The sequence below is a fragment of the Paenibacillus xinjiangensis genome, from assembly GCF_059686975.1.
Window position 1 is genome coordinate 150645 of record NZ_JCAALS010000008.1, and the last position, 24972, is coordinate 175616.

A 24972-nucleotide genomic window follows, 5' to 3' on the forward strand; every position below is an offset into this window, starting at 1 on the left:
CCTTCAATACAAGAATCGGCAGCCAGGCATTAGCCTTGGCTGCCGATTCTTTCTCTATTGCTGCAGCGCATGATCAATTGGGAAGCTGCTCCCTGACCAAGCTCTCCGAGCCGTCCAATCCTGGGGTTCTGCGCTCCAGAATTCATCTGAGGCAGGCAGCCCCAGCGGCAGGAACACCTCCGAGCATAGATACAGACTTCCTGTAGATATGTAGCCTTCGCCTATATCTGGCTGCTTCCCGCAGAAGCCGATGGTCAGCCAGCCATCGTCTGTGAAGGTTCCCGGCATGGACAACGTCCGTCTAATCACTGCCGTTAGAGCAGAACGCACCTGTGCCGGAGCAACCTCCTCTGGCAACTCCCTTCGCAATGCGCTTTGAGCAAGACTCTGAAAGGCTCCGAACCGGTAAGCTAGTGATCGACCAAGTGGAGGATAGGTTCCCTCCGGCGAGATGAGCCTCTCCTGTACCCCCGCGTAACGACGGGCCCGCAGCGCAGCTGTATCCCTCATTTCATTCCAATCCTCATACCGATCGCCTACTGCATCCAGAATATCGATCAGCATGGGCTGAATAACGAAGCTGTTGTAATAATCCCAATGAAAGTTAGGTCCATCACCGTAGGTGCCATCACCGACATACCACTGTTCATGCTGCTTGAGCGCATAATCAATACGCATCGGATCAAAGTCCTCAGCCCCCATCACATATAGCGCAGCCTCAATAATACCTGAGAACAGCAGCCAGTTCATGGCGAATGGCTTCCGCGAACGTGTAAGCCTAAGTGCTTGAATAGTATTCGCCTTCACCTCAGGCTCCAGCTTCTCCCACAGCTCAACTGGTGCGCGCAAGATAGCCTGTGCTAGAAATGCTGTATCCACAATAGGCTGATAGCCTTCCGTGAAATTCATATAATCCGGTGATGCAGGATCAGTCCCTGCCGCAATGGACTCTCTCGCAAGAGTGGAGAATCGCTCTCTTAGAGCCCCTTCTTCTCCATCCCTAGCACCGCTTTCCAGCCAAGGAGCCATTCCAGACAGCAGTCTCCCTAATGCTTCCAGATGTGTAACATCTGAACGATCAGAGCCTTCAACCGCTTCTATCGGCATCGTGAGCTTCAATCGGCGTTCAGCCAACGCTTCCAGCACAGGTCTACTTATAAGACATAGCTGCTCCACCCAATATACTCGATCTACTAATCCTAACTCAGAGACAGCCATCTTAGTTGGCATGCCGCATTCCACCTTCCATCCTATTTTGTTCCTGCTGAATATGATTCTACCAGAAGATGCTCTTATTGCCCTTGAGTCGGGATAAGCCTTCCACGAAGAAATAATCCCCATAGATAAGAGGAACATCGATATTCTTGCGCTCAGGATAGTGGCTCGTTCCATGCAGGACCAAGCCTTCTTCCCCTGCATGATCCCAAGCACCATAATTCTCGTAGAGCGAGCGAAGAATTCGCTCTCCCGCTTCATGATATAAAGACGACTCGACTTCCCCGGCGGCTTCAGCAATTGCAAGCAGACCACAGGCTGCGCATGCTCCAGCAGAGGAATCACGGAATCGCTCGACACCCGCTGGAAGCCGGAAATCCCAGTGCGGCACGTCATCCTCCGGCAGATTAGCCAAGAAGAAATGCGCCGTCTGCTTGGCAGCATCGAGATATCTCTGCTCACCTGTATAGCGGTAGCTCAGAGCCATACCATATATCGCCCATGATGCACCTCGCGACCATGCAGATTCCGCACCAAAGCCCTGTCCGCCATGGACAGCAACCTGCTCTCCGCTCTCAGGGTCGAATTCAACAATATGATTGACGGAGCCATCTTTGCGAATGAAATGCTCAAGCACTGTATCTGCATGCGCCATCGCCAAATGCTTGTAACGAGGGTCCTCCGTTGTCTCACTCGCCCAATAGAGCAGCGGCAGATTCATCATACAATCAATAATGGCCAGACCGTCGTTGCGTTCCCCTTCCCGCCAAGGATTCCACGCCCGAATATAGCGGCCTTTGACATTGAAGCGGCCACATAACAGGTTGGCTGCAAGCAGGCCTCGTCTCCGTGACTGCTCTTCTCCGAGCAGCTTGTAGCGTGCCACACTGGTTAAAGACCACATGAAGCCGATGTCATGATCAAGCCGATCATACCCCATAATGACCGCATCAAGCTGCTGCTCGCATTCCTCTGCTATCGCTCTATATCGTTCATCGCTTGATGTCTCATCGGCATATAGCAGCCATAGAAGCCCAGGCCAGAAGCCCGCTGTCCACCAATGCGCAGCCTCAAGCACGTAGGTCCCTTCAACGCTTGCATGCGGGAATCTCGGTCCGATTCGTTCGCTCGTTCTCGTCACCTTGCCATGAACCTTCTGCCAAGCCTCATCCACCCATTCACGCTTCTCCATCATCTTCCTCCACTCTCCTTCAATACACATGAATATCTATACCATCCATGCTAAGCCTCGAATTGAAATACAAATATCGCCTTGCTGTTCCCTTCTGGTTGAGCCAGCAAATCAAGCGTATACCAATGCCGCTCCTGTCCAAAATGATTCTTATCACTTCGAGCTGTTACGACAGGCTCCCAAACCTCCGCATCATAGGAGATACTGAGCTGCTGCCGCTTGCCTTGCAATACAATTCGGCCTGGCGTGATAAGCTCTGGCCTCAGCAGTGTAATGAAGCGCTCTGTCCACTCGCGGACATCTCCTCCTCCTAATGCTGCCTGATCGAATTCCATGAATTCCTCCAGCACTAAGGAAGGCGAATCGCTTTTATTCCATAAGAAGCTTCGTTCATACCGCAATAAGCCAGCATGCTCCGCATAAGCGGCGCTGATATCCAAGACTAGGCGATCATTCGTAACACCGGTTTCAGCAGTCCTCACTACGGCTTGGGCAGTACGCCCAGACTGTTGATTATTCCCAAGAGCAATCGGAACGGAGTGTCCCTGCGAACCATTGCACCATATCGAATATCGCTCTGAGCTGAAATACCGTGAGGTATACATTCCGCTGCCCAAATCCGCCAAGTAAGTCTCTCCATCAGCATGGATAATGAAATGGCCGATATCGTTATGATTATGCGGTTCATCATTATGTCCGCCCTTCGCAGCGAAGCTGTATGTACTGCCTTTATCCGTGTAATGCCTTGCAATCAGCCATTGGACATCACTCATATAATAGGACTCTGCCGGCCATAGCTGTTCAGACTGCTCCCCGCTAGGCCTCTGTTCATCGCTTCTCCACCAGAGCAATTCACGAATAGCAGGTGCCCATCTCCCACAATGGTCTGCCTTATAGGCAGCGCGGAGTGACGCATCAGGCAGAGCTGCCTCATCGTATTCATCATGGAGACAGCTGCTAAGCCCCATGAATATCCCGCTCTCGGGAAGCGAATCGGAGAAATTCACGACCAAGCCGCCGCTTGTGAAGCATTTCTGCTGGAAGAGAGCAATCGCCTTCACTTTACTCGAGCGGAATAGATCGATTCTACTACTCGTTGCTTCTTGCAGGAGCTTAGCGAAATAGACGTAATAGCCGAATCCATATTGCCAATAGAGATAACCCTCAGCGCAAGCGCCATCATCGCCGAAGCCTGACATGTAACACTCCATTGCTTCCAATACTCGGGCGAGCAGCGCTGATAAACGATCAGAATCGTCCATCAGATAGAGTGCAGCTGCACCTATTGAGCCTGCACATACAGCTGCCCAGTTATTGTCCAGCGCTTCCCAGCCATAGGGGCCATTATGGAGAAATGGAACGAACACACGCTGCTCCACCTCCTCTAGCACTCGCTTCCGGAGAATGGGAGGAAGCTTGTCTTCCATCAGCATTACTATCTCGGATAACGTGAATGCCGTTTCAGCTGCGAATAAATCGATAGGCGGCTGCTCGGATTCGAATGAATAATGGGCTGGCAGACTCCATGTGTATTCACCGCATATGGACCATAGAGAATTGCACATAGCCTCTACATAAACGTCATTATCCCGCTCCAGCAGGGACAGGATAACGAAGGCATTGAGCCGCTTCCGCCGTTCAAAATACACGCGTTCATAGGTCAGCCGATCCCCTGTATCATAATAAACACGAAATAAGGAATACGTAAGCTCAGGATCACCCTCGCCCATCATTCGTTCAGCTTCTTCCTTTATTTCCGCGATTAGCTCCATGTGCCCCTCTGAGGCACGAATGCGATTGAGCTTATCCTCCAAGCTCTCCAATTGGCCGATAAGCAGCGGTAGTCCACGCCTACTGGGCGGCTCTATCCTATCCTTAATCTGTTCCTGCTTCATGCTTATCTGTCGCTCCTATCCTCGTCTGTGCTGTACCCTATATTCCACTGGGGTCACACCGGCATACGATTTGAACAGCTTAATGAAATAGCTTTGGTTGTCATAGCCTAGTGTTTCACATATTTGTCCTACAGAAGCTCCTGTCTGGTCCAGAAGCTCCATCGCACGTGTCATCTTCATTCGTGTCACATATTCAATGAACGTCTCCCCCATCTCCTTCTTGAACAGCCTGCTGAAATAGCTGGCATTCATGAACAATTGGTCCGCCACCTGTTCCAGACTAATTCGCTGATTCAGATGAAGAGATATGTATTGGCAGGCATCCGCCACTTCTCTACGTCTACTAGCCATGCTGGTTGTCTCTGCTGCAGCAATGAGAGACTCTGTGTGATGAATGAACCATTCACTCAGCTCATCTAGACTATCTATGCTAAGAAGCTCATGGTGATAGAGATCCATTGTGTAGGCCGACTGCATCTGTGAGGTATGCTGCATGAGCTGAAGCTTCAGCAGCACATCCAGCAAGAGCTTCAATATCCAATCCTTCACCTGCTCGGGCGGGCACTGCATCATCTCCGCTGCGGCCAGCCACTGCTTGATTTGAGGTCTCAACGATGATTTATCCCGCCCGATCAACAGCTCCCTTAAACGTTCAGACGCTTGCTGGAACCCATCGAACAATGAATGGTATTCTGTATTTCTGATAACAGCCCGTTTAATCAAACCTGGGGACCGATAGAATTGTTCTGCTTCATTCCCGATTAGCCTTGTTAATGATCCCTTCAGCTGTTCCGGCGTACTGCTGCTATCCCCGATTAGAAAGGACATGGACAGCTTCAAGGTCATCCTCAGCTTGTGTTGAATATCACGCATCATCTGCTTCACTTCATCATAGCCGTTTACTTGAAGGCCGGAAGGAAAGACCTGAATAAATACCGATTGACTGACGCTATAGGACAACTGAATAGAGCGCTTCCATTTATTCCTGATGACTTCCTCGACCACATTATCAATAGCGAAACCAAGCATATCATCCGAGTAGTAGCGATGTCTGGCAGAGCGGAGTTCATCGATCATACCCAGTACGGGAATAGCAACCTCGGAAGGCTCGAAGGACAGCCCCAGCGATCGAAGCTCCAACAGCCATTTCTGTGGATCAAGCAGTGGCTGATGAATAGTCGCCCGAATAAATCTTTCCTTCATGAGGGCTTTGCTCCGATCAATCATATGCTCCATCAAGAGCTTCTTATTAGCATTCTGCTTCTGCTCGTTTAGTTCCTCTTTGAATTGATATAATAGTTGATTTAAATCAGCAGGATTTAGAGTATCCTTAAGCAAGTAGTCCTCAACATGCATCTTCAAGGCCTGCTGCGCATATTGAAACTCGCTATGACAGGAGAGAATAGCTGCACGAAGCTCAGGCTTGCGCTCTTTGAGCAGCTTAAGCAGTGTCAGTCCATCCATCTTGGGCATCCCAATATCGGTAATAATAATATCCGGCATGTTCTGGATAGCCGCCTCGTAGGCAGCAGCTCCATTCTCATGCATGCCGATCAGCTCCAGACCATGTCCCTGCCAGTCTATTGCATAAGAAATATACTCAAGCACTGGATAATCATCATCGACAAGCATTACTTTATACATGGGTATCCACCGCCTGTATCGGTATCCATAACGTAATCGCTGTACCCATGGCACCATCACTCAGCACTTCCATCCTGTAGTGCTCGCCATAAGTCATCCTCATCCGCTCATTCACATTCGACAGCCCTATGCTGGAGAACTTGCCCTTCACATCCTGCTCAACAGACCCAGCAGATCCATTCGATGGCACTCCCTGCTGCAACTTCTGCCTAAGTTCTTCGAGTGCCTCCAGCTCCATACCTTGACCATTATCGTGAACGGTAATCATGAAATAATTATCCCTATCACTGGAACGAATCGTTATCACTCCTGCTCTCTGACTCAGTCCATGTATAAGGGCGTTCTCAATGATAGGCTGCAGGAAAAAGCGCGGGACCGGAGCCATTAAGCTGCTGTCAGACAATTCCAGATGTAGCTCTACCTTTTCCTTTTGCCTCAAGTTCATTAGCTTAAAGTAGTCGATAACCATATCTACCTCTTCATGAAGAGCAATCGCAGCCTTTTCTTGGCTGATCGTCATTCTGAGCAGCTTAGACAACGAGCTGATCATCTCCGCACTGTCCAGATCGCCCTTGCGCATCACCTTCATACGTATAGAGTTCAGGACATTGAATAAGAAATGCGGATTGATCTGAGCCTGAAGCATGGCAAGCTCTGCCCTGCGCTTCCGGGTCTGTGTCATCGTCACCTCATTAATCATCGCCTTCACCGTATCGAGCATCATATCCAGCGAATGCCCTAGATGGCCGATTTCGTCATTCCCTCTTATGTTGGAGCGCACCTCCAGATTGCCGCGCTGCACCGTCTCTGCCACTCTTCCGAGTCGGACCAGCGGTCTAGTGAACGTGCCCAGCAAATACACAAGCAGCAGCAAAAAAACGAAGAAGGAAACAATCTGAAAGACAATAACCCGGTTGAAAATCGTATTGAGCTTGTATACCGCATCCTCATAAGACGTTAACGACACCAGCTTCCAGCCCGTCATGGACAGAGTGTGACGTGAAATAATATAATCCTGATGGTTGATTCCGATGATAGAAGCATCAGCTTGTCGTTCTTCTACTTCCCCGTAGGTAACATGATCTCCGATCCGACCGGCATCCGGGTGAGACAAGATATGACCAGAGGCATCCAGCAGCATCGTTTCCTGCTCAACGGCGAGCTTTTTGAATATGCTGTTGACCTGATTCTCCATTATCGTGACAATGACATAACCATAAGGCTGCAGCCCGCCGCCGCGTAGCGTTCTTGCAATGGAGAGCTGATAGGGATTTACGGTTTTCTCACTAAAAAAAACGGTAGGTGCCGTGCCTATCCATAAAGACTGCATGCCTGATAGCTCATTCAACTGACTGAACCAAGGCTCCTCCCGCAGTAAGTCCGGATTGTATTCATCTAGAGCATAGTTGGTGAAAAAGGTGTTGTTTTTCAATAAAACGGTTACATAAACCTTATCCCCAAGTATTCTCATATGATCAAGCTTATTCGTAATTTTGTATCTGTCTGTGTATTGATCATATTCGGCGTTCGGTCCCTCGTAGATTTTACCGGCAGCAATAGCTTTGAGCACAACATTGAGCTCCGTGTCGTTCTGAACATTATTGGCCACGTAGAGCATATATTCGAACAAATTCGTGACGTATCCATCCACCAGCTCCAGTCTCTGATTCGATTGGGAGATCGCTTCTTCTTTGACCGCATCCTTCGTCAGAACACTATACATCGTCAGTGTAATGCATGCAGGGAGAAGAATGCAGACGATTGCGGCAATGATAAGCTTATAGCGAATGGATTGTATGCGAATGATCTGCTTGAAACGTTGCCACATGTACAACTCCCCCGCCTGGATAATGGACAAAAAAAGGAGTGCAGGTTAGAGCTGCACCCCTTGGATTCTATTACATACAATTATAGCTTATTATTGTTTATTCGCATCAATAATTTGCTGTACCCGCTCCTGCAGTGCTGCTATCGTCTTATCAATATCCTGCTGATCGAATATGAGCTTCTCGTATTCTTCATTAATAACCTTATAGATTTCGGACTGATAGGTAACCGGTGGAATGATTTTGGACGACTTGGCTGTCTTGAGAACGGTTAGCAGCGATGCTTTGTCTACCTTCTCAGGATTTTGAGTTGCGCTAAGAATCGTATCAATGATGGATTCCAGCTGCGAATCGTCAACGCCATTCCAGGCAGGTACATTTTTCCCTTGCGCAATTTGTCCTTCCGTCGTATACCAGCGTACAAAGGTATAAGCGGCATCTTTGCTCTTGGAGTTAGCAGCTACAGCTACATAATCCGTCGTCACCATCGTGTATCCGCCTGTATCCTCAGCATTATTCTTCGGAATAGGTGCTACGGCAACCTCGAAATTAAGCGGGAACTGCTCGGTTCCGCCAAGCTCTGTGTTCATCCAGCTTCCAATCATGACCATGCTGACTGCTTGATTGAAGAACTGATTGCGATAGTGCAGCTTCTGGGAGATCATATCGGTGTAAGGGGTAGCGGACTGATCTGTTTTCTCCATTTGTAGCCGCAGCTCCAACGTTTTACGGAACAATGGATGATCAAGGTTCGATGTGCCGTCAGCCTTTAGAAACTCTGTATTATCGAGCTGATTCGCAAGCGCAAGCTTCATGAACTCCATCCATCCGCCATTTTGCGGACCATGGAAGTATGTGCCGTAATGCTTGGAAGCCCCTTCACCAGTCGTTAGAGTCTTGGCATAGGTCATGAACTCATCCCAAGTCCAATCCGTAGGCACTTTCAGTCCAGCTGCATCCAGCTGCGTTTTGTTAAGCAGCACATACCATGGATTGAACTTGCCCGGCAAGGAGTAATATTTGCCGTCCAGCATCGTATCCACCTTGTAATCCTCGCTAACCTTGTAGCCTTCTTTCTCGATGAACTCATCGATTGGAGCGACCATGCCAAGACCTACCCGCTGAGCGTAGCTCGCCGCATCGCTGAACATCAGGACGTCCATCTGTTCACTTGAAGATGCTGCAAGATCAAGCTTCTGCAGCGCTTCCTGGCTATCGCCTTTCTCACTGAGCACGATGACGTCAACCTTGATGTTCGGATATTTATCTTCGAATGCCTTGATCGTAGCTTTCCAATTATAGTTGGCTTCGTTGCCGAACGTGTGCAGCTTGATCGTTACCGGCTTTGCTGCTTCGGCGGTTGGAGCTGGTGAAGCTGTGCTGTCACTGGCTGCGTTGTTTTCTTTGTTCGTTGCGGTATTGCCACTACAGCCAACCAGTACGAGAAGAATCGATAGAACAATAATAGATAGCGTTTTTTTATACATATTACCCCTCCTGACAGTGTATGAACGATAGTCGCATTACGTTGAATGCGCTTTCTTATATTCATTGTAGCAATCGCGATCATGCCATCTATACTGTAAAATTGACTACAATTACCACTATTTTGACTTCCATCTCTCTAACCCTTCACACCACCTAAGGCAATTCCTTCAATGACACTTCTCTGTCCTATTATAAAGATAAGCAGCAGCGGGAGTATAGCAGATACAGCAGCGGCCATAATCAGAGAGTAGAACTCACCATTAATCGTAGTGAATTTCTGCATCGCGAGCTGGATCGTATAGAGCTTGTCAGTCCGCAGGAAGATAAGCGGATTCTGATAGTCATTCCACGTCCATATGAAACGAAGTATCGCATAGGTCGCAACAGCTGGCCGCACTAGAGGGAAAGCAATCCGCCAGAAGATTCGCCAGTGGCCCGCACCATCTATTTGAGCCGATTCGATATACTCGTTATGAATGCCCATGAAAAATTGCCGGAGCATGAACGTACCTAGTACGCTGAAGCTGCTTAATAGGATCAAGCCAATATGGCTGTCGAAGAATCCAATCGAGCGATACAAAATAAACTGCGGCACAAGAATCGCCTGATGAGGGACCATATAAGTAGCAAGTACGATGAGAAATAAGTATTTACTCGCTTTGAACTTGATTTTGGAGAAGCCATACGCAGCGAGTGCTGATATCGCCGCAGACAATAAGGTAGTCAGGACGGTTACTTTTATCGAATTCAAATAATATTTATAGAAAGGGAATCTGCCTACCCACACCTCCTTATAATTCTCGATCATATGCCAGGTAGTCGGTATCCACTTCACAGGATAGGTGAATACATCGGCTTCAATCTTAAACGAGGCTGACAGCATCCAGAAAAAAGGCAGGAGGAATAATAGGCTGAATAGGAGCATGATGACCGTGATGATCCCTTTTCGCCACCTTGTGGCTGTCGTTTCAATCATGAACTAGCACTCCCTTCTCTAGTAATTGACCCATTTTTTTTGTCCAATCCACTGCACCAGTGTAATAAATAGAACACATGCGAACAGCACGACAGCCATCGACGAAGCATAACCTATCTTCAAATTCACGAATGCCGTATCGTACAAATACCATACGATCATACTCGTAGAGGAGATCGGTCCGCCTTTGGTCAATACAGCGATAAGATCAAACACCTTGAATGTAGAGATGATGCCTGTCACGAGTAGAAAGAATGAAGTAGAGGAGAGCTGCGGGAATGTGATGCTCTTGAATTTCACCCAGGCGTTAGCCCCATCCATATCAGCTGCTTCGTATAGATCCTTCGGAATAGACTGCAGCCCCGCAATATATACGATCATGTTGAACCCAATGGATGTCCAGATGGAGATCATCATAAGCGAAGGCAGCGCATACTTCGGATCAGCAATCCACTTCGGCGGATTATCCACTCCTAATGAAATAAGAAGCTGATTCACAGGCCCCGCAGAAGGGTGGAACAGCACCTGCCACACAATAGCGACCGCTACAACACTTGATATATAGGGCATGAAGTATGCTACCTTGAAGTAGCTCTTCATATATACATGCTTATCAATTAGAATGGCGAGCAGCATGGATATGGCCAGATAGATCGGTACGGTCAGCAGAAAATAAGCATTGTTCTTGAGCGATTTAATGAATGTCGAATCAGCGGCCAATCGCTCAAAGTTGTCGGAGCCAACCCACTTCAGCCCTTCCAAGCCAGCAATAAAGTTCCAGTCGGTTAGTGACAGCGCGAAGGTTGCTACAATGGGCAGAAGCGTGAGCACCGTAACCCCCAAGAGCATCGGACTAATGAACAGGAAACCGGCGATGGTCTCTCTTCTCTGCATAGCTCCACCTCTTCGTCTGGAAGCGTCTTGTAACGATTTCATATATTCTTCACCTCGATTAGCTGTTGTATATCGTTATTATAGAAAATAAGCAGCAGGTTTCCTTAACGGTATTTTGATAACCTATATCACTATTTTGACTTTCTCCCCTCCTAGGCATATAACAAAACCGCCATACACTTTGTAAAGTGCATGACGGCTTATTCTTATTGCATATTTGTTGTTGAATTCACGCCAAGGGCTCTCATAATAAAAGCAGTCGTATTCTCGGCAGTCTCTTCATAGCTTGGATTGTTGTTATCCAGCACGACCGACCAATACGAAGAATGACGATCCGCTAACAGCACTCCGATAACTGACATGAAGGTTGAATCCAGCGAATCGAAGGTGAAGCTTCCCTGTGTTCTCCCCTTAACCATCCAGCTTCGCAGCAGACGCCATATCGGCATCACATGCTCCCGTATCTTCTGAATACGCGGCGTATTCATCATAATTTCATTCTGTATAATACGAACAAGCTCCGGGTCTGCATAACGGAAGCGGATGACTTCACCGATAAGAAGTCTAATGCCGGCCACCGGCTCCAGATCAGGATCGATAGAGGCAATGGGCTCATTGGGAAAAAAAGCCTCAAACAAGGCTCCGAACATATTTTCTTTCCCGCCAAAATGATACGATACAAGCGCAACGTTAGCGCCAGCTGCCTCACATATTTGTCTGACGGACGTACCGTCAAACCCCTGCTTAGAGAATAACGATTTGGCAGCCTGCAGAATCCGCGTTTTTATATCCATTTCGGGAATTGTCATCTTATCCCTCCAACTTAGCCTGCTTGCTTAACCATCGCTCCCGTAGGCTGTAACGAGGACTTACGCTTAAGACCAACAGCAATTACACTGACAACTGCAGCGACAACCCAGATTGCCAGAAGCGAGAGTACCTCACTGCCGATACTAGGTCCACCGAACAGCAGATTCATATTCCCTTCCACTGCATAGGTAGCTGGAAGCATATTCCCGAGTCCGACGTAGAAGCTCGAGAGCAGCTCGCGAGGCACGATTGCACCGGATGACACGAGCTGTGCCGATAGAGCAATAATATTGAATAGCATACCTGACATTCCGAACAGGTATAAGAACATTTGTGACACGAACATGAATGTTAATAGGGTAACGAACTGGAATACCCACAATTGCAGGAAGCCTTGCTCCATTTGTCCGCCGAACGACAGCAGAAGTGTTGCGCCAACCAGCGATACGAATATTGCAGCTGCTACGTTAATAATGCTTCTTGCCCCGAATCTTCTCCAGCGCCCCACTTGACCGCGAATCGCTAAGGAGGATTGCTCCATGTTCATCCCCATAATCATGGAACCAACATAAGAAGCTAGCACGAGCATCATCGGCACCATCTGATTATTCATCCCTTGTACGACATTCGTAGAATGAATATCTGTCGTTACGCGCTCAGACAGCCCTTGAGATAACTGAGCGGCTTGATCAGCTGGCATCTGTGCGGCTTGTCCTAATACCGTACTCACACCAGAGGCTACCGCCTGCTGATTCACCTGCGCTGTCACATTAGCCGCCACACTGCTCATAATGCTTTTGATAAGAGCGGGGTTAGACTCATTAATCCAATACTCAATCGGCGCCTTACTATCTGCCATAGTCGCTTTCTGCGTGAAGTCAGCAGGCAAATGAATAATCATCTGGACCTCGCGTTGATCGAGCTGACTCTTCGCTTCCTCCAGACTGCTGAGCTGCTGCATCTCGAAGGGAAGCTCTTTCTCCAGATTGCTCGCTACTTGAATGCCAAGCTGTTGATCCTCATTCACAATTGCAATATGCAGCTGCTCCGTGCGATCAGTGACACCATCATAGCCTGTCATCCAGATCCCTGAGAAGATGACTTGGAACATAAGCGCAGTAATAATACCGACCCATGTCGTTGGACGTTTCATAAAAGCTTGTAGTGCTTGTTTCATCTCTCTACCACTCCTCCAAAATTCAAACGATCGTTTGAAACGATTGTTTAAATTATAGCCGATATGTGGTTTTTTTGTCAATTTACTTTGTCTTCTTCACCTCAATAATACGACTGCATATAACAGCTGCATCCTCTTTATCATGGGTTACTAGAATACCCGTAATACCAGCGGCATACAGCATGTGCTTTAACTCCATCCTAATACTACCCTTCAATTCTGCATCTAGATTGCTGAAGGGTTCATCCATTAGCAGCAGCTCTGGTGCAGGAGCCAATGCCCTGGCGAATGCGACCCGCTGCTGCTGCCCCCCACTTAGCTCATGCGGATACTGCCTCGCGTAATCCTGCAGCTGTACCAATTCCAGCATCTCTTCCAATCGAATAAGCTGATCTTTTCTAGAAAGACGATGCAGACCGAACAATATATTGTTTCTCACTGTCAAATTAGGGAATAGTGCATAATCCTGAAAGACTAATCCGATTCCGCGCCGCTCAGGCTGAACGAATCTCTGCTCATCCACAAGGATCTTATCATTAACACGAATACTCCCTGAGTCAGGAGCTTCTAGCCCGGCAATAATTCGCAGAAGCGTGCTCTTCCCACTTCCACTCTGCCCGAGCACACCGACGATTTCCCCCTTGTCCATTTGCATGGAATAGTTTTCAAGAACAGTCCCTTTATCACCTGCATACCCGAATGAAAGGTTAGATACCTCTAAAAAAGTCATGTGTGCCTCTCCTCTCCCAGCCAATAATAGAAAATGACAGACAGCATCCCTACTGAAATAATGACCAAGGAGGGTATGGAAGCCTGGTGAATCTGTTCATCGCTGGCATATTGATAAGCTTTTGTAGCCAATGTATCGAAATTAAAGGGACGCAGCAGCAAGGTAAGCGGCAGCTCCTTAATCATTTCCATAAAGGTCAATACGAAGCCGGATAGGACTGCCCCTTTTATTAAAGGCAGATCTACCCTAAAGAAAGTTCTGCTCATTCCAAAGCCAAGCATTCTCGAGCTTTCTGAATAGCGGTTGCCTATTTTATCGAAGCCCGCTTCTACAGCATTGAAACCCACTGCTAGAAAACGAATGATATATGCGAAGATCAGCATTGCGATGGACATGCTTAGTATGAGCTTACCTGAGCCCCATCCGAGAGAGACATACAATCCACTGAGATGATGATCAAGGGAGATGAACAAAGCCAATACACCTATTGACAGCACTGCTCCTGGAATGGAATAGCCCATAGCGATAAGCTTCGTTAAGACTAACGTGAATATGGATTGCTTAGACCAGCGGCTCACATTGGCGACAGCAACAGCCAGCAGCATCAGCAGCAGAATCGAGATTATTGCAACAGCTAGAGTATTGCCTATTAAGATTAATAAATGGCCATTCCAAACCTCCCTGTACGTCCACGCTGCCCAGACAATGAGCTGCAGAACTGGAATGGCGAATGATAACGCGAAAATGATCGTACTGAATACGATAAGCAAGGCGGCAGGAAAGTGCTTCAGCTTTCTTCTTTGGAGCGGATTCATTCTGCTAGTGTTCGAATGATACATTCGACGCCTGCGGATCAACCTCTCAATAATAAACAAGCCAATGATAAAGCTCATCAACAGCCCAGCTAATCGAATAGCCGAATCAACATCATACATACCGAACCAGGTTTTGAAAATTGTCGTTGTGAAGGTGGGAATTCCATAATGCTTCGCAACACCGAAGTCATTAATTACCTCAAAGGCAACTAAACTGAAGCCTGCGATAATGGCTCCTTGTGATATAGGAAGAACAATACCAAAAAACACATGAAGGGGACCCTTCCCTAGCAATCTAGCATTTTCGATAAAAGCTGCACTTTGCCTCTCTAAAAACGTTTTGGTAATCAAATATACATATGGAAAAAGGAATAAGGTGAAGATGGCAATGGCGCCCTTCATGGACATAATGTCAAAATAAGCTGGATTAGGTGTGATACCAAGGCTATTGCGCATAAATGCCTGTATGCTGCCCGTATAACTGAGCATGTCTGCATACGTATACGCTGCAATATATGGTGGGATCGCTAGCGGAAGCAGGAACACACAATGGAAGAACCGACGGAGCGGGAATTCATACGCAGCCACAAACCAGGCAAGCGTCACACCAATAATAATGGATAAAGCTCCAGTCCCCAGTACAAGCCATAACGATTGTACAGCGGAATCCAGCAGCATGTAATCTCTAATCTGCTTCCAATTCTCATTTGGTCTACGGAATAAACCAAATAATATATAAAGAGACGGAATAAGGGCCCCGAAGGCCCCTATTACGCTTATTATAATCCAACCATTCAGCTTTCTCTTTAGGTTTCGCAAGGATGCTGAAACATTCATATTTATTTCCAGCCTACCTTGTTTAGAAGCTCAACTGCTTTTTTGTTATGCTCCCCAAGCTTGGAGTAATCAAGCTGCTGCGACTTGAATGCACCCCAGTTATTCAGAAGCTCTGGCTTGTCTGCTGCTTCATTAACCGGGAATTCAAAGCTGCCTTGTGTTAGCAGTGTTTGACCTTCCTTGCCCGTCATGTATTCAATCAGCTTGAGCGCATTGTCTTTATTCTTAGAATGTTTAGTGAGGCCTACTCCACTAATATTCACATGAGCACCAGTCGTATCCTGGTTAGGGAAGAATACACCGATCTGCTGCGCTACCTTCACTTCCTCAGCGTCTTTAGAGTTCAGCATTTGTCCAACATAGTAGGTGTTCATAATAGCAACATCACCGATACCAGCAGCAATGGCTTTCGCTTGGTCACGGTCTCCGCCTTCTGGATCTCGAGCAAAGTTAGAGACAAGCCCCTTCGCCCACTGTTCAGCCTGCTGCTCCCCATTCAGCTCAATGAAGGAAGCAAGCAGGGACTGATTATATAGACTGGAGGAGGAGCGTACAAGAACTTTTCCTTTCCAGCTCTCGTTTGCAAGATCCTCGTAGGTAGACAATTGTTCTGGTGTGACACGATCTTTCGCATAGACAATTACACGGGCACGTGTTGCAATTCCTACCCAATTCTTCTCTGTATCGCGCAGCTGCTCAGGAACATTGCTATCAACAACAGTAGATTCGATCGGCTGCAGCACATCATTCTGCTTCGCATAATTCAATACACCGCCATCTACGGTTATGAAGAGATCCGCTTCAGAGCTAGCACCCTCACGTTTTAACCGTTCCACAAGCTCTTCTGCCGTACCTTTGATCTCATTGACTTTAATACCTGTTGATTTCGTGAATGCATCGAACAATTGAGTGTCCACATCATAGTGTCTCGCCGTATAAACGTTAACGACCTGATCCTTGCTGCTATTCTGAGCTAGCTCTGTGCTGGCTTCTGGAGATGCCTTGCTATTATCCGTATTGTTAGCTCCACAACCAGCTAGTACGAGCACCACCATCATCATAAGTGCAGCGATACCCGATATGTATTTCTTCGTCATCTTCATTCGTACCCCTCATCCTTTATATTCGTGATAATGAATATCATTACCATCGACTCAACAGTACCTATTGTAACGAACCAAAATGAGAAAATGATGTGAAAATAAAAAAAGCCCTGAATTTTTTTCAGAGCGTTCGTTGTAAAAAGACGGATACAGTCGTTCCTACATGCTCCTCGCTCTCAATGAGCAAGTTCCCGTCATAGTTTTCTACTATTCGCTGTGCAATGGCTAAACCTAATCCGTGCCCTCCCTGTTCCCCGTTCCTTGCCTTATCTGCCCGATAGAAACGATTCGTAACAAGTGGCAGGTCCTTCTCAGATATACCTATCCCATAGTCAATGACCTCTATGACTGCCTTATCCTTGCCAAGCAGATAGCCCCTTACTTGAACCGTTTTACGTAAGCCCGAATACTTAACCGCATTATCCAAAAGGATGAGAATGAGCTGCTCTAGATGCTGCTCCATTATATTTAAGGCTGTCTGTGACAATACGTGCAGTTCCACCTCGAAGGAGTAGTCTGGATGGAGAATGGCAGCATTGCTTATTAGCTTTTGTAGCGTTCGCTCAGGATTAGTCGACTTCGCCAACGCATTCATAGCGTCTGCTTCCATTCGTGATAGCGTCAACAGCTCTTGTACCAATCCTTTTAGGCGCTCAAGCTCCTCCCTTGATGCATGCAGAGATTCACCCAGCACTACCGGATCATCCTTCCCCCATCGCTGCAGAAGCGCAAGATGCCCTTCAATAATGGCTACCGGCGTTCTTAATTCATGGGATGCATCTTCAATAAATTGCTTCTGTTGATTGAATGAGCGCTCCAACTGGTCCATCATTTTGTTAAAAAGTTTCATTAACTCCGCAATTTCATCATTTTTATTCTCATTAAGTGGAACCCTCTCTTTAATGCCCTTCCGCTTAATGTTCCTCATCGTTTCATTCATCGATTGAAGTGGCTTGAGCATTTGCCTTGCTAGCAACCCTCCACCGAGCACGCTGATGATAATGGCACCTAGGCAGAATAAGAACATTATACGCAAGAAAGCAGCACTCAGCTGCTCGAACTCTTCTATGTTTTTAACGATTTCTACTCTTCCATTAAAAGAAAAGATCGTCAGCGGACTGCTCAATAGCAGCAGATTCGGCTCTAAAATAATTGCAGCCCCCGAAGCTCGAAGAGAATCCGGATACGCTTGATCCCAATGGGCTGGAATGTCCTCCGATACTACCATGATCGGATTCCCCTCATTATCCAAAATTCGAATTAATTGATTGCTTTCATTTATTTTCTCCAAAAAGCTGCGGATTGCCGCATATTCTGACTCATCGAATGTAAATTCCTTTTCCAGCATATAGTTCAGTATTTCGCTCATATCCTCCTGGGTATTCGACTCCGCCTGCTTGACCATCCACTTTTCCACAAAAATATATTGAACGACATTGTAAGCAGCAAATAACAAAAAGAGCAGCAGTGTAGACCAGATCGTCAGCTTCCACTTAATGGGTATACGAGAGAACATTAACATCAATCTATTCATCTTTTCATCACATATCCAATACCGCGCAGTGTCTGAATATAGCTTGCTTCACCGGGAGTATCAATCTTATTCCGCAAGTATCTAACGTATACATCTACGACGTTCGTCTCAACAGCAGCTTCAAAGCCCCATACTTTATCAAGCAGCGATTCGCGAGTGAGCACTCGATTCGTATTTTCCATAAATGCGATTAGCAGCCCATATTCTCTCTTCGTCAATTCAATGGTCTCCTCGCCTTTACTTACCACTCTTGCATCCAAATCAACGTTCAGCTCATGGAAAATCAGCATCGATTTTTTCTCCTCCATAAGCTTCTCCTGCCGCCTGAATATGACTCGAATACGCGCAAGCAGCTCCTCAATTGCGAATGGCTTGAGCATATAATCATCTGCTCCGCTATCCAGACCCGATACTCGTTCAGTTATACTGTCTCGCGCCGTAAGCATAATGATCGGTGTTCCTTTTACCGTTCGAATACGACGACATACTTCCATCCCATCCATTACAGGCAGCATGAGATCCAACAAAATAACATCCCAATCCTCGCGAACAGCGAGCTCAAGACCACTCTGTCCATCATAAGCGACTGTGATCATGAATGATTCATGCTTTAGCTCCAATTCTATAAACCGTGCTAGATTTCTCTCATCTTCTACGAGTAAAACTCTTTTCATCCATTGTCCCGCCTTTTGTACCGCTTGTCCGATCCTATAATTCATTGTAATTAATAATCCTTCTCAACGTCAATTATTATCAGAATGAGAACAGTAAAAAGACCCATCGGCAAGAGATGAGTCCCTTATTGAACACCTTATGTACTAAGCTTCCACTCCTGCTTCTGCTTCCTCTTCCCACTTCTTATCTGCCGCCAACTGCTTGCGATATACCGTCCCTGACAAAAAGACGCTGATCTCATACAAAATCAGAAGCGGAATGGCTACCAACACATCGGATATGAAATCCGGAGGTGTCACAAGCACAGCGATCAATATCATAAGAAAATACGCAATTCTCCGCATTTTGCGAAGGCGCAAGGGATTAAGCACCCGAATTGCTGTAAGAAACATAATAACGAGCGGGAGCTCGAAGAGTAACGAAATCGGAATAAGAATATTAAACATAAACGCAAAATATTGTGTAATCCCGATTGTTTCTTCTAAGTTAAGATTAGCCGAAACACTTCTTGTGAAATGAAAAGCAAGTGGGAAAACAACGAAATAAGAAAAGGCTAACCCGATCAAAAACATCAGTAGCGCAAACGGAATATATTTAATCGTTGCCCGCTGCTCATTCCTCCTAAGTGCCGGCTTCACGAAAGCCCACAGCTGAAAAGCAGCAAAAGGAATGGCAAGAATAAGCGCGATAACTAGCGAAAACTTCATGTACATGCCGATACCATCCCATAAGGAAAAAGCATGCAGCGACATCTCGTTCGCCGGCTTCTGATTCATAAGGAAATTATAAGCCGGCTCAGCTATAACAAGTCCGATCACCATGCCAAGTACGATGACCACAAGCATATAAATGATACGTTTGCGGAGCTCGCCAAGATGCTCCAGCAGCGGCATAAGCCCTTCTTCTCGAAGCCTTTCTCTGTTGAACTCAGAGGCTTCATTGTGCGACTGCGCCTTGCTCACCTATCATAGCCCCTTTCAACAAAAAAGCGGGAACCGGTTAGTCCGGAAGCCGCTTATTATCCGAATCGGTGTTCGTTTCTGTCCGATTCACTTCAACCCGTTTGCTATTCTTCTGGTCATCATTGTCGTCCATCATATCCTTTGCCCCTGCCTTGAACTCCTTAAGTGTACGCCCAAAAGCACGGCCAAGCTCTGGCAGCTTGTTCGGTCCGAATAGCAATAACGCAACCAGCACCAAAAAGATAATTCCTGTTGTGCCTATACCCGACATCCTTGTTACCTCCCTACCTATATTTGCAATATGAAATTAATATCCGCCTAGCCTAGCCCACCGTAACCCATTGCGACAATATCAGCCTGTACAATGGTTTGTCCGGCTAATACACGAGGCAGCAGTACATCGAATGATGTATACGGATCGTGCATAACACAGCCTGGCAGTCCCATAATCGGCACATCATTCAAATATCCGATGAGCAGCATGGAGCCTGGCAGCATAGGCGTCCCATAGCTTACAATCGCAGCTCCTGCCGCTTTGATAGCTCCTGGGGTACGATCATCGGGATCAACTGACATCCCGCCTGTCACTAGTATCATATCATACCGTTGATTAAGCAAGTAGTTAATTTCCGCTACTATAGCTTCACGATCATCCGGTACGAAGCGATGCTCCGCAATCTCCGAGCCTAATGCCTCGACCTTAGCCCGAACAGCTGGACCGAATTTATCTTGAATTCGGCCTGTGAACACTTCTCCGCCAGTCGTTAGCAATCCGATTCTGAGCTTACGGAATGGTGTCACCTGAAGCGGAGCCTTGCCTTCGTTCTTAATACGGTACTCACTCGCAAGGCGCTCCACTTCTTCAACCTTCGATTTGGATACGTATAAAGGAATGGCGCGTGTAGCCGCAAGCTGCTTCCCTGCCTGAACGACGGTATTCGTCTTAACAGTGGCTAATGCGATTTCACCGAGACTATTAATAGCATGTACAATATCAGCATCTATCTCAGCTAGTCCTAGCCCTTCGGACTTCAAGCTTACCTTGCCTTCATGTGGATCAGAAAGCTTGATACCTTCTCCATATAATGCTTCAGCCATTCGAATAGCGGCATCATCCTCATGCAGCTCATCAGGCCCTAGCTCCATAATATAAATATGCTCTTTGCCAATATCGAGAAGCTTAGGAATATCTGCTTCCTCAATAATATGACCTTTGGTGAAAAGACGGCCTTTGAATTCACCTGGTATAATGCGAGTCAAGTCATGAGCAAGACGCATGCCTACCGCTTCATGCACCGGTACTTCCTTCAGAATCGTTCCGCTAATCGCAGGGGGAACTGCCGCTTCCTGTTGTTGAGTCTCCTTATGGTTCCCATTCACCATCAGCCATGATCTCCATGCCGACCAGAGAGAATCTCCAGTGCGTGAGGCAGCTGATCCATAATCGCCATCAAGCCCTCTTGAACCCCTTTTGGACTTCCGGGCAAATTAATGATTAGCGAGCGTCCTCTTATCCCACATACACCTCTGGACAGCATAGCACGTCTAGTTTTCTGCAGAGCACCTATTCGCATTGCTTCTGCAATCCCAGGGACAACTCTGTCGACAACCTTCAATGTCGCCTCGGGAGTTACATCTCTGAGCGCAAGACCCGTACCGCCAGTGGTCAGAACTAGATCTGCCTGATAATACTCTGTCATCTCTATAATGGCTGCCATAATCTCGTCCTGTTCATCCGGTACGATTCGATAGTCAACGATGACGCCGCCTATTTCCTCTTCTACTAGCTCGCGTATAACCTGCGCACTCGTATCTTCACGTTCCCCGCGTGAACCTTTGTCGCTTGCTGTCAATATGGCTACTTTCCAGTGCATGTACTTTTCCTCCCATCCCTAGTCCGATCATGGGTTTTCTATTTGGTAATCACCGTTTTTGCCGCCTGTCTTCATGACGAGATAGGTAGGTCCAATTACCATGTCCTTCTGCAGCGCTTTACACATGTCGTACACGGTAAGTGCTGCTGCTGACACTGCCGTCAAGGCTTCCATCTCTACACCTGTCTTGCCAGTCGTCTTCACAGTTGCTTCTATATAAAGCTCATTCGTTCCATTGTCATCGAATGCAACATTAATCCCTGTTAATGGAAGCGGATGGCACATTGGTATAAAGTCCGACGTCTTCTTGGCAGCCATGATTGCTGCTACCTGGGATACCGCTAGAACATCACCTTTGCCGATCTTGCCCGCCTTGATTCGAGATAGTGTCTCTGGAGCCATTGTAACTGATGTTCGAGCTGCAGCGGTTCGGGTTGTGACTTCCTTATCGCTTACATCAACCATGTGAGCTCTGCCTTGCTCATTGAAATGCGTGAATTCCATTCTTGTCACTCCACAATCATATTTCCTTACACATATGGACGCCGTTCTCTGTCACAAGACCATCCATTCGTTGATCATGACCTTGCATAGGGACATCATCAACCACTTGAGCTGAGAAGCCCGTTCCGAACCAGATCGTCTTCATTCGTGAGCTGCTCTGCTCCCTGATCTGAGCCTGACGAGCTGCGAACCGGTCATAATAACCGCCACCGTAGCCCAGCCTGCCTCCCAGCCTATCGAATGCAAGACCTGGCGCAATGACAACCTCTGGCATATATGACTCAGGTAGAGCGGGACATTTTATAGGGTCAGGCTCCATGATGCCGTAGGCTCCTGCCATCAGTCCATCCCAGCCTTCCAATCGATGCAGAGTCATCGAACGGTCCGATGGATAACATTTCGGCACAATAGCCTGGGCTCCTGCTTGCCATGCCCATTCCAGCAAAATCTCCGTTTGCAGCTCAGAACGAAATGAAACATAGCTCATCAAGCTAGCAACCTTTTGCTCTTCTAGCCATGCAATCATATGCCTGCACGCGGAGATAGATCGAGCCGTCCTCTCCTGCTCAGGAATACGGTCTCGAAGTGACGTCATCCTGCTGCGAAAGGTGGATTTATCGATCTTGTCAGAGTAATGTTCTTGTCCCATTGTATCGTTCAACGCTGCCTTCCCATCGATTCCTTATCATTATTTGTAGTTTACCATTGTTATGCAACTTTCGCCAATGGCGGCGCAGGTTTGTGGTAATATATAATGAAACGGTAAGCTTCACGCCATTATTGCTGGAGGTATAGTTCATGTTGTTTCAAGTGTCAAATATAAGTAAAAGCTATGGCATTGACGTCATCCTGTCTGATATATCTATGCAAGTATTGGAACGCGAAAGAATCGGACTAGTCGGCGTTAATGGAGCAGGAAAATCCACCCTGCTAAAAATAATCGCAGGAGAGATTTCTTACGACTCCGGCGCTATTCACAAAGCAAAAGAAACAAAAATCGGCTATCTGGCCCAGAATAGCGGACTCCAATCAGATCGAACGATTGATGCTGAGATGCGTGCCGTATTCTCTCATCTCCTTGATGCTGAACAGGAGCTGCGGGAGCTGGAGCAGCAGATTGCCGACCCCGCCCTGCATGATCAACCCAAACGTTACGAAGAAGTGCTTAATCGTTACGCCAGCCGCTCCGATTGGTTCCGTGAGCAAGGCGGATTCGAGATCAACACACGAATCAACAGCGTCCTGCATGGTATGGGCTTCGGCACCTTCCCATTAGATACCCCCATTAATACACTTAGTGGCGGACAAAAAACAAGACTGGCTCTTGCTCGCATCTTGCTTCAATCTCCAGATCTATTGATGCTCGATGAGCCTACCAACTATCTGGATATTCCGACGCTCACCTGGCTAGAGAGCTATTTGCGCGGCTATGCCGGCGCTATTCTAGTCGTCTCTCATGACCGTTATTTTCTTGATGCATTAGCTACTACTATCATCGAGATTGAACGTCATGCTGCCAAGCGCTACACAGGCAATTACAGCCGTTATATGGAGCTTAAGGCTGCCGAGTATGAGATGAATATGAAGCAGTATGAGAAGCAGCAGGATGAAATCTCCAAGATGGAGCAGTTCGTTCAGCGTAATATCGTGCGTGCTTCCACAACCAAACGTGCACAGAGCAGACGCAAAGCTCTAGACAAAATGGATGTGCTCGACAAACCACTCGGTGATTTGAAGAAAGCTCACTTCACCTTCGAGATCGAGCGCCAGACTGGTAAAGACGTTCTTAACGTTGCTGACTTATCGGTTACATTCGCAGAATCGGGCAAAGCATTATTTCATAATGTTAACTTTCAACTTCAGCGCGCTGAGACCGTTGCTCTTATCGGCCCGAACGGGATTGGCAAATCCACCCTGCTCAAGACGCTTGTTGGACAGAGGCAGCCAACGACAGGAACAATACGCTGGGGCTCTAATGTAAAGCTCGGCTATTACGATCAAGAGCATACCGGACTGAATCCCTCCAATACTGTGCTAGAAGAAGTATGGGGAATCTACTCTCATATGGAGGAAGCCCGTATTCGCACTGTACTCGGCAGCTTCCTATTCAGCGGAGAGGACGTATTGAAACGAATCTCAGCATTAAGCGGCGGCGAAAAAGCACGTGTCTCTCTCGCAAAGCTCATGCTCGCTCAAGCGAATGTACTCATCTTGGATGAGCCGACGAATCATCTCGATCTATTCAGTAAAGAAGTGCTTGAAGCTGCCCTGTTAGATTATGAAGGTACACTGCTGTTCATCTCTCATGACCGTTATTTCCTTAATAAGATGGCTGAACGCATTGTCGAACTAACGCCAAGCGGTACGGAACATTTCCTAGGAAATTACGACGATATGATAGAGAAAAAGAATGAGCTCGAAGAAGCTCGACTTGAAGCAGCAGCTAAGCAGTCTGCAGCATCGAATAAATCAGCTCTCGTTACAGATGCACCAACCTCCTATGAATTGGACAAGCAGGCCAAGCGTGAGGAACGCACCCGACTACGTAAGCTGGAACAGCTTGAGCAGACAATCGCAGCACTCGAGCAGCAGATTGCTGAGCTTGAAGAGCAATTGACAGACCCGGCTATATTCAATGATTACCTACGTATTCAAGAGATTCAGACTCAGATTGAAACACATCGCTCCTCCCTTTCCTTATCCTATGAAGAATGGGAGCAATTAAGCGAATAGCTCTATGTCCCAAGAGACCGTCTTGACGTCATGATCGGCTATGACTTCAAGGAACGGTCTCTTTCTCTATAAAAAAGATGCTTACGCT

The 24972-nt window shown here is 47.2% G+C and carries 22 protein-coding genes; 1 reads left to right on the forward strand and 21 read right to left on the reverse strand.

Translation table 11 applies throughout. The annotated features are described in order from the left end of the window. Positions 1–54: 54 nt before the first annotated feature. The 21 genes from AC6ESP_RS10480 to AC6ESP_RS10580 form a co-directional block, all read right to left on the reverse strand. Positions 55–1230: a DUF2264 domain-containing protein gene (locus AC6ESP_RS10480; protein ID WP_497096656.1), complete on the reverse strand. Its 1176-nt coding sequence runs from the start codon at positions 1228–1230 to the stop codon at positions 55–57. A 46-nt stretch (positions 1231–1276) separates the two neighbouring features. Then, positions 1277–2410 (reverse strand): glycoside hydrolase family 88 protein, encoded by a 1134-nt coding sequence (locus tag AC6ESP_RS10485; protein WP_497096657.1) that lies wholly within the window; start codon positions 2408–2410, stop codon positions 1277–1279. Positions 2411–2457: 47 nt separating this feature from the next. Beyond that, positions 2458–4302 carry a heparinase II/III family protein gene (locus tag AC6ESP_RS10490; RefSeq protein WP_497096658.1) on the reverse strand — a complete coding sequence of 615 codons (1845 nt, stop codon included), beginning with the start codon at positions 4300–4302 and terminating at the stop codon, positions 2458–2460. 15 nt (positions 4303–4317) lie between these two features. Then, positions 4318–5946: a response regulator transcription factor gene (locus AC6ESP_RS10495; protein ID WP_497096659.1), complete on the reverse strand. Its 1629-nt coding sequence runs from the start codon at positions 5944–5946 to the stop codon at positions 4318–4320. Beyond that, positions 5939–7774, reverse strand: a complete 1836-nt coding sequence (locus tag AC6ESP_RS10500) for a cache domain-containing sensor histidine kinase (protein ID WP_497096660.1) — start codon at positions 7772–7774, stop codon at positions 5939–5941. Before AC6ESP_RS10500 ends, AC6ESP_RS10495 begins: the two co-directional genes overlap by 8 nt. Before the next feature lie 90 nt (positions 7775–7864). After that, positions 7865–9259, reverse strand: a complete 1395-nt coding sequence (locus AC6ESP_RS10505; protein ID WP_497096661.1) for an ABC transporter substrate-binding protein — start codon at positions 9257–9259, stop codon at positions 7865–7867. 137 nt (positions 9260–9396) lie between these two features. Continuing rightward, positions 9397–10236, reverse strand: coding sequence for a carbohydrate ABC transporter permease (locus AC6ESP_RS10510; RefSeq protein ID WP_497096662.1), 840 nt, complete (start codon positions 10234–10236; stop codon positions 9397–9399). 18 nt (positions 10237–10254) lie between these two features. Further along, positions 10255–11172, reverse strand: a complete 918-nt coding sequence (locus tag AC6ESP_RS10515) for a carbohydrate ABC transporter permease (RefSeq protein ID WP_497096663.1) — start codon at positions 11170–11172, stop codon at positions 10255–10257. 164 nt (positions 11173–11336) lie between these two features. Continuing rightward, a complete protein-coding gene (locus AC6ESP_RS10520; protein ID WP_497096664.1) occupies positions 11337–11939 on the reverse strand; it encodes a TetR family transcriptional regulator in 603 nt (200 codons plus the stop codon). Positions 11940–11953: 14 nt separating this feature from the next. Then, positions 11954–13117, reverse strand: a complete 1164-nt coding sequence (locus AC6ESP_RS10525) for a YhgE/Pip domain-containing protein (RefSeq protein WP_497096665.1) — start codon at positions 13115–13117, stop codon at positions 11954–11956. Positions 13118–13199: 82 nt separating this feature from the next. Beyond that, on the reverse strand, positions 13200–13847 hold the full coding sequence (locus AC6ESP_RS10530; RefSeq protein ID WP_497096666.1) for an ABC transporter ATP-binding protein: 648 nt from the start codon (positions 13845–13847) through the stop codon (positions 13200–13202). Beyond that, entirely contained in the window at positions 13844–15499 is a 1656-nt protein-coding gene (locus AC6ESP_RS10535; RefSeq protein ID WP_497096667.1) for an ABC transporter permease, read from the reverse strand. Before AC6ESP_RS10535 ends, AC6ESP_RS10530 begins: the two co-directional genes overlap by 4 nt. A 2-nt stretch (positions 15500–15501) precedes the next feature. Then, a complete protein-coding gene (locus AC6ESP_RS10540; RefSeq protein ID WP_497096730.1) occupies positions 15502–16596 on the reverse strand; it encodes a Fe(3+) ABC transporter substrate-binding protein in 1095 nt (364 codons plus the stop codon). Between the two features lie 127 nt (positions 16597–16723). Next, positions 16724–18136 carry a HAMP domain-containing sensor histidine kinase gene (locus AC6ESP_RS10545; RefSeq protein ID WP_497096668.1) on the reverse strand — a complete coding sequence of 471 codons (1413 nt, stop codon included), beginning with the start codon at positions 18134–18136 and terminating at the stop codon, positions 16724–16726. Continuing rightward, positions 18133–18810 carry a response regulator transcription factor gene (locus tag AC6ESP_RS10550; protein WP_497096669.1) on the reverse strand — a complete coding sequence of 226 codons (678 nt, stop codon included), beginning with the start codon at positions 18808–18810 and terminating at the stop codon, positions 18133–18135. The genes AC6ESP_RS10545 and AC6ESP_RS10550 overlap by 4 nt, the downstream gene beginning before the upstream one ends. 144 nt (positions 18811–18954) lie before the next feature. Then, on the reverse strand, positions 18955–19704 hold the full coding sequence (tatC, locus tag AC6ESP_RS10555; protein ID WP_497096731.1) for a twin-arginine translocase subunit TatC: 750 nt from the start codon (positions 19702–19704) through the stop codon (positions 18955–18957). 106 nt (positions 19705–19810) lie between these two features. Continuing rightward, the gene (locus AC6ESP_RS10560) at positions 19811–20044 is read right to left on the reverse strand and encodes a twin-arginine translocase TatA/TatE family subunit (protein WP_497096670.1); all 234 of its coding nucleotides are present in this window, start codon (positions 20042–20044) and stop codon (positions 19811–19813) included. 47 nt (positions 20045–20091) lie between these two features. Beyond that, complete coding sequence (locus AC6ESP_RS10565; protein WP_497096671.1) at positions 20092–21156, reverse strand: molybdopterin-binding protein; 1065 nt, start codon at positions 21154–21156, stop codon at positions 20092–20094. Next, a complete protein-coding gene (locus AC6ESP_RS10570) occupies positions 21156–21647 on the reverse strand; it encodes a MogA/MoaB family molybdenum cofactor biosynthesis protein (RefSeq protein WP_497096672.1) in 492 nt (163 codons plus the stop codon). Before AC6ESP_RS10570 ends, AC6ESP_RS10565 begins: the two co-directional genes overlap by 1 nt. Positions 21648–21674: 27 nt before the next feature. Next, positions 21675–22151, reverse strand: coding sequence for a cyclic pyranopterin monophosphate synthase MoaC (gene moaC / locus AC6ESP_RS10575; protein ID WP_497096673.1), 477 nt, complete (start codon positions 22149–22151; stop codon positions 21675–21677). A gap of 16 nt (positions 22152–22167) precedes the next feature. Next, positions 22168–22800 (reverse strand): 5-formyltetrahydrofolate cyclo-ligase, encoded by a 633-nt coding sequence (locus tag AC6ESP_RS10580; protein ID WP_497096674.1) that lies wholly within the window; start codon positions 22798–22800, stop codon positions 22168–22170. A gap of 149 nt (positions 22801–22949) precedes the next feature. Here AC6ESP_RS10580 and AC6ESP_RS10585 point away from each other — a divergent pair, with 149 nt between their 5' ends. Further along, positions 22950–24884, forward strand: a complete 1935-nt coding sequence (locus AC6ESP_RS10585; RefSeq protein WP_497096675.1) for an ABC-F family ATP-binding cassette domain-containing protein — start codon at positions 22950–22952, stop codon at positions 24882–24884. The last annotated feature ends 88 nt before the right edge of the window (positions 24885–24972 follow it).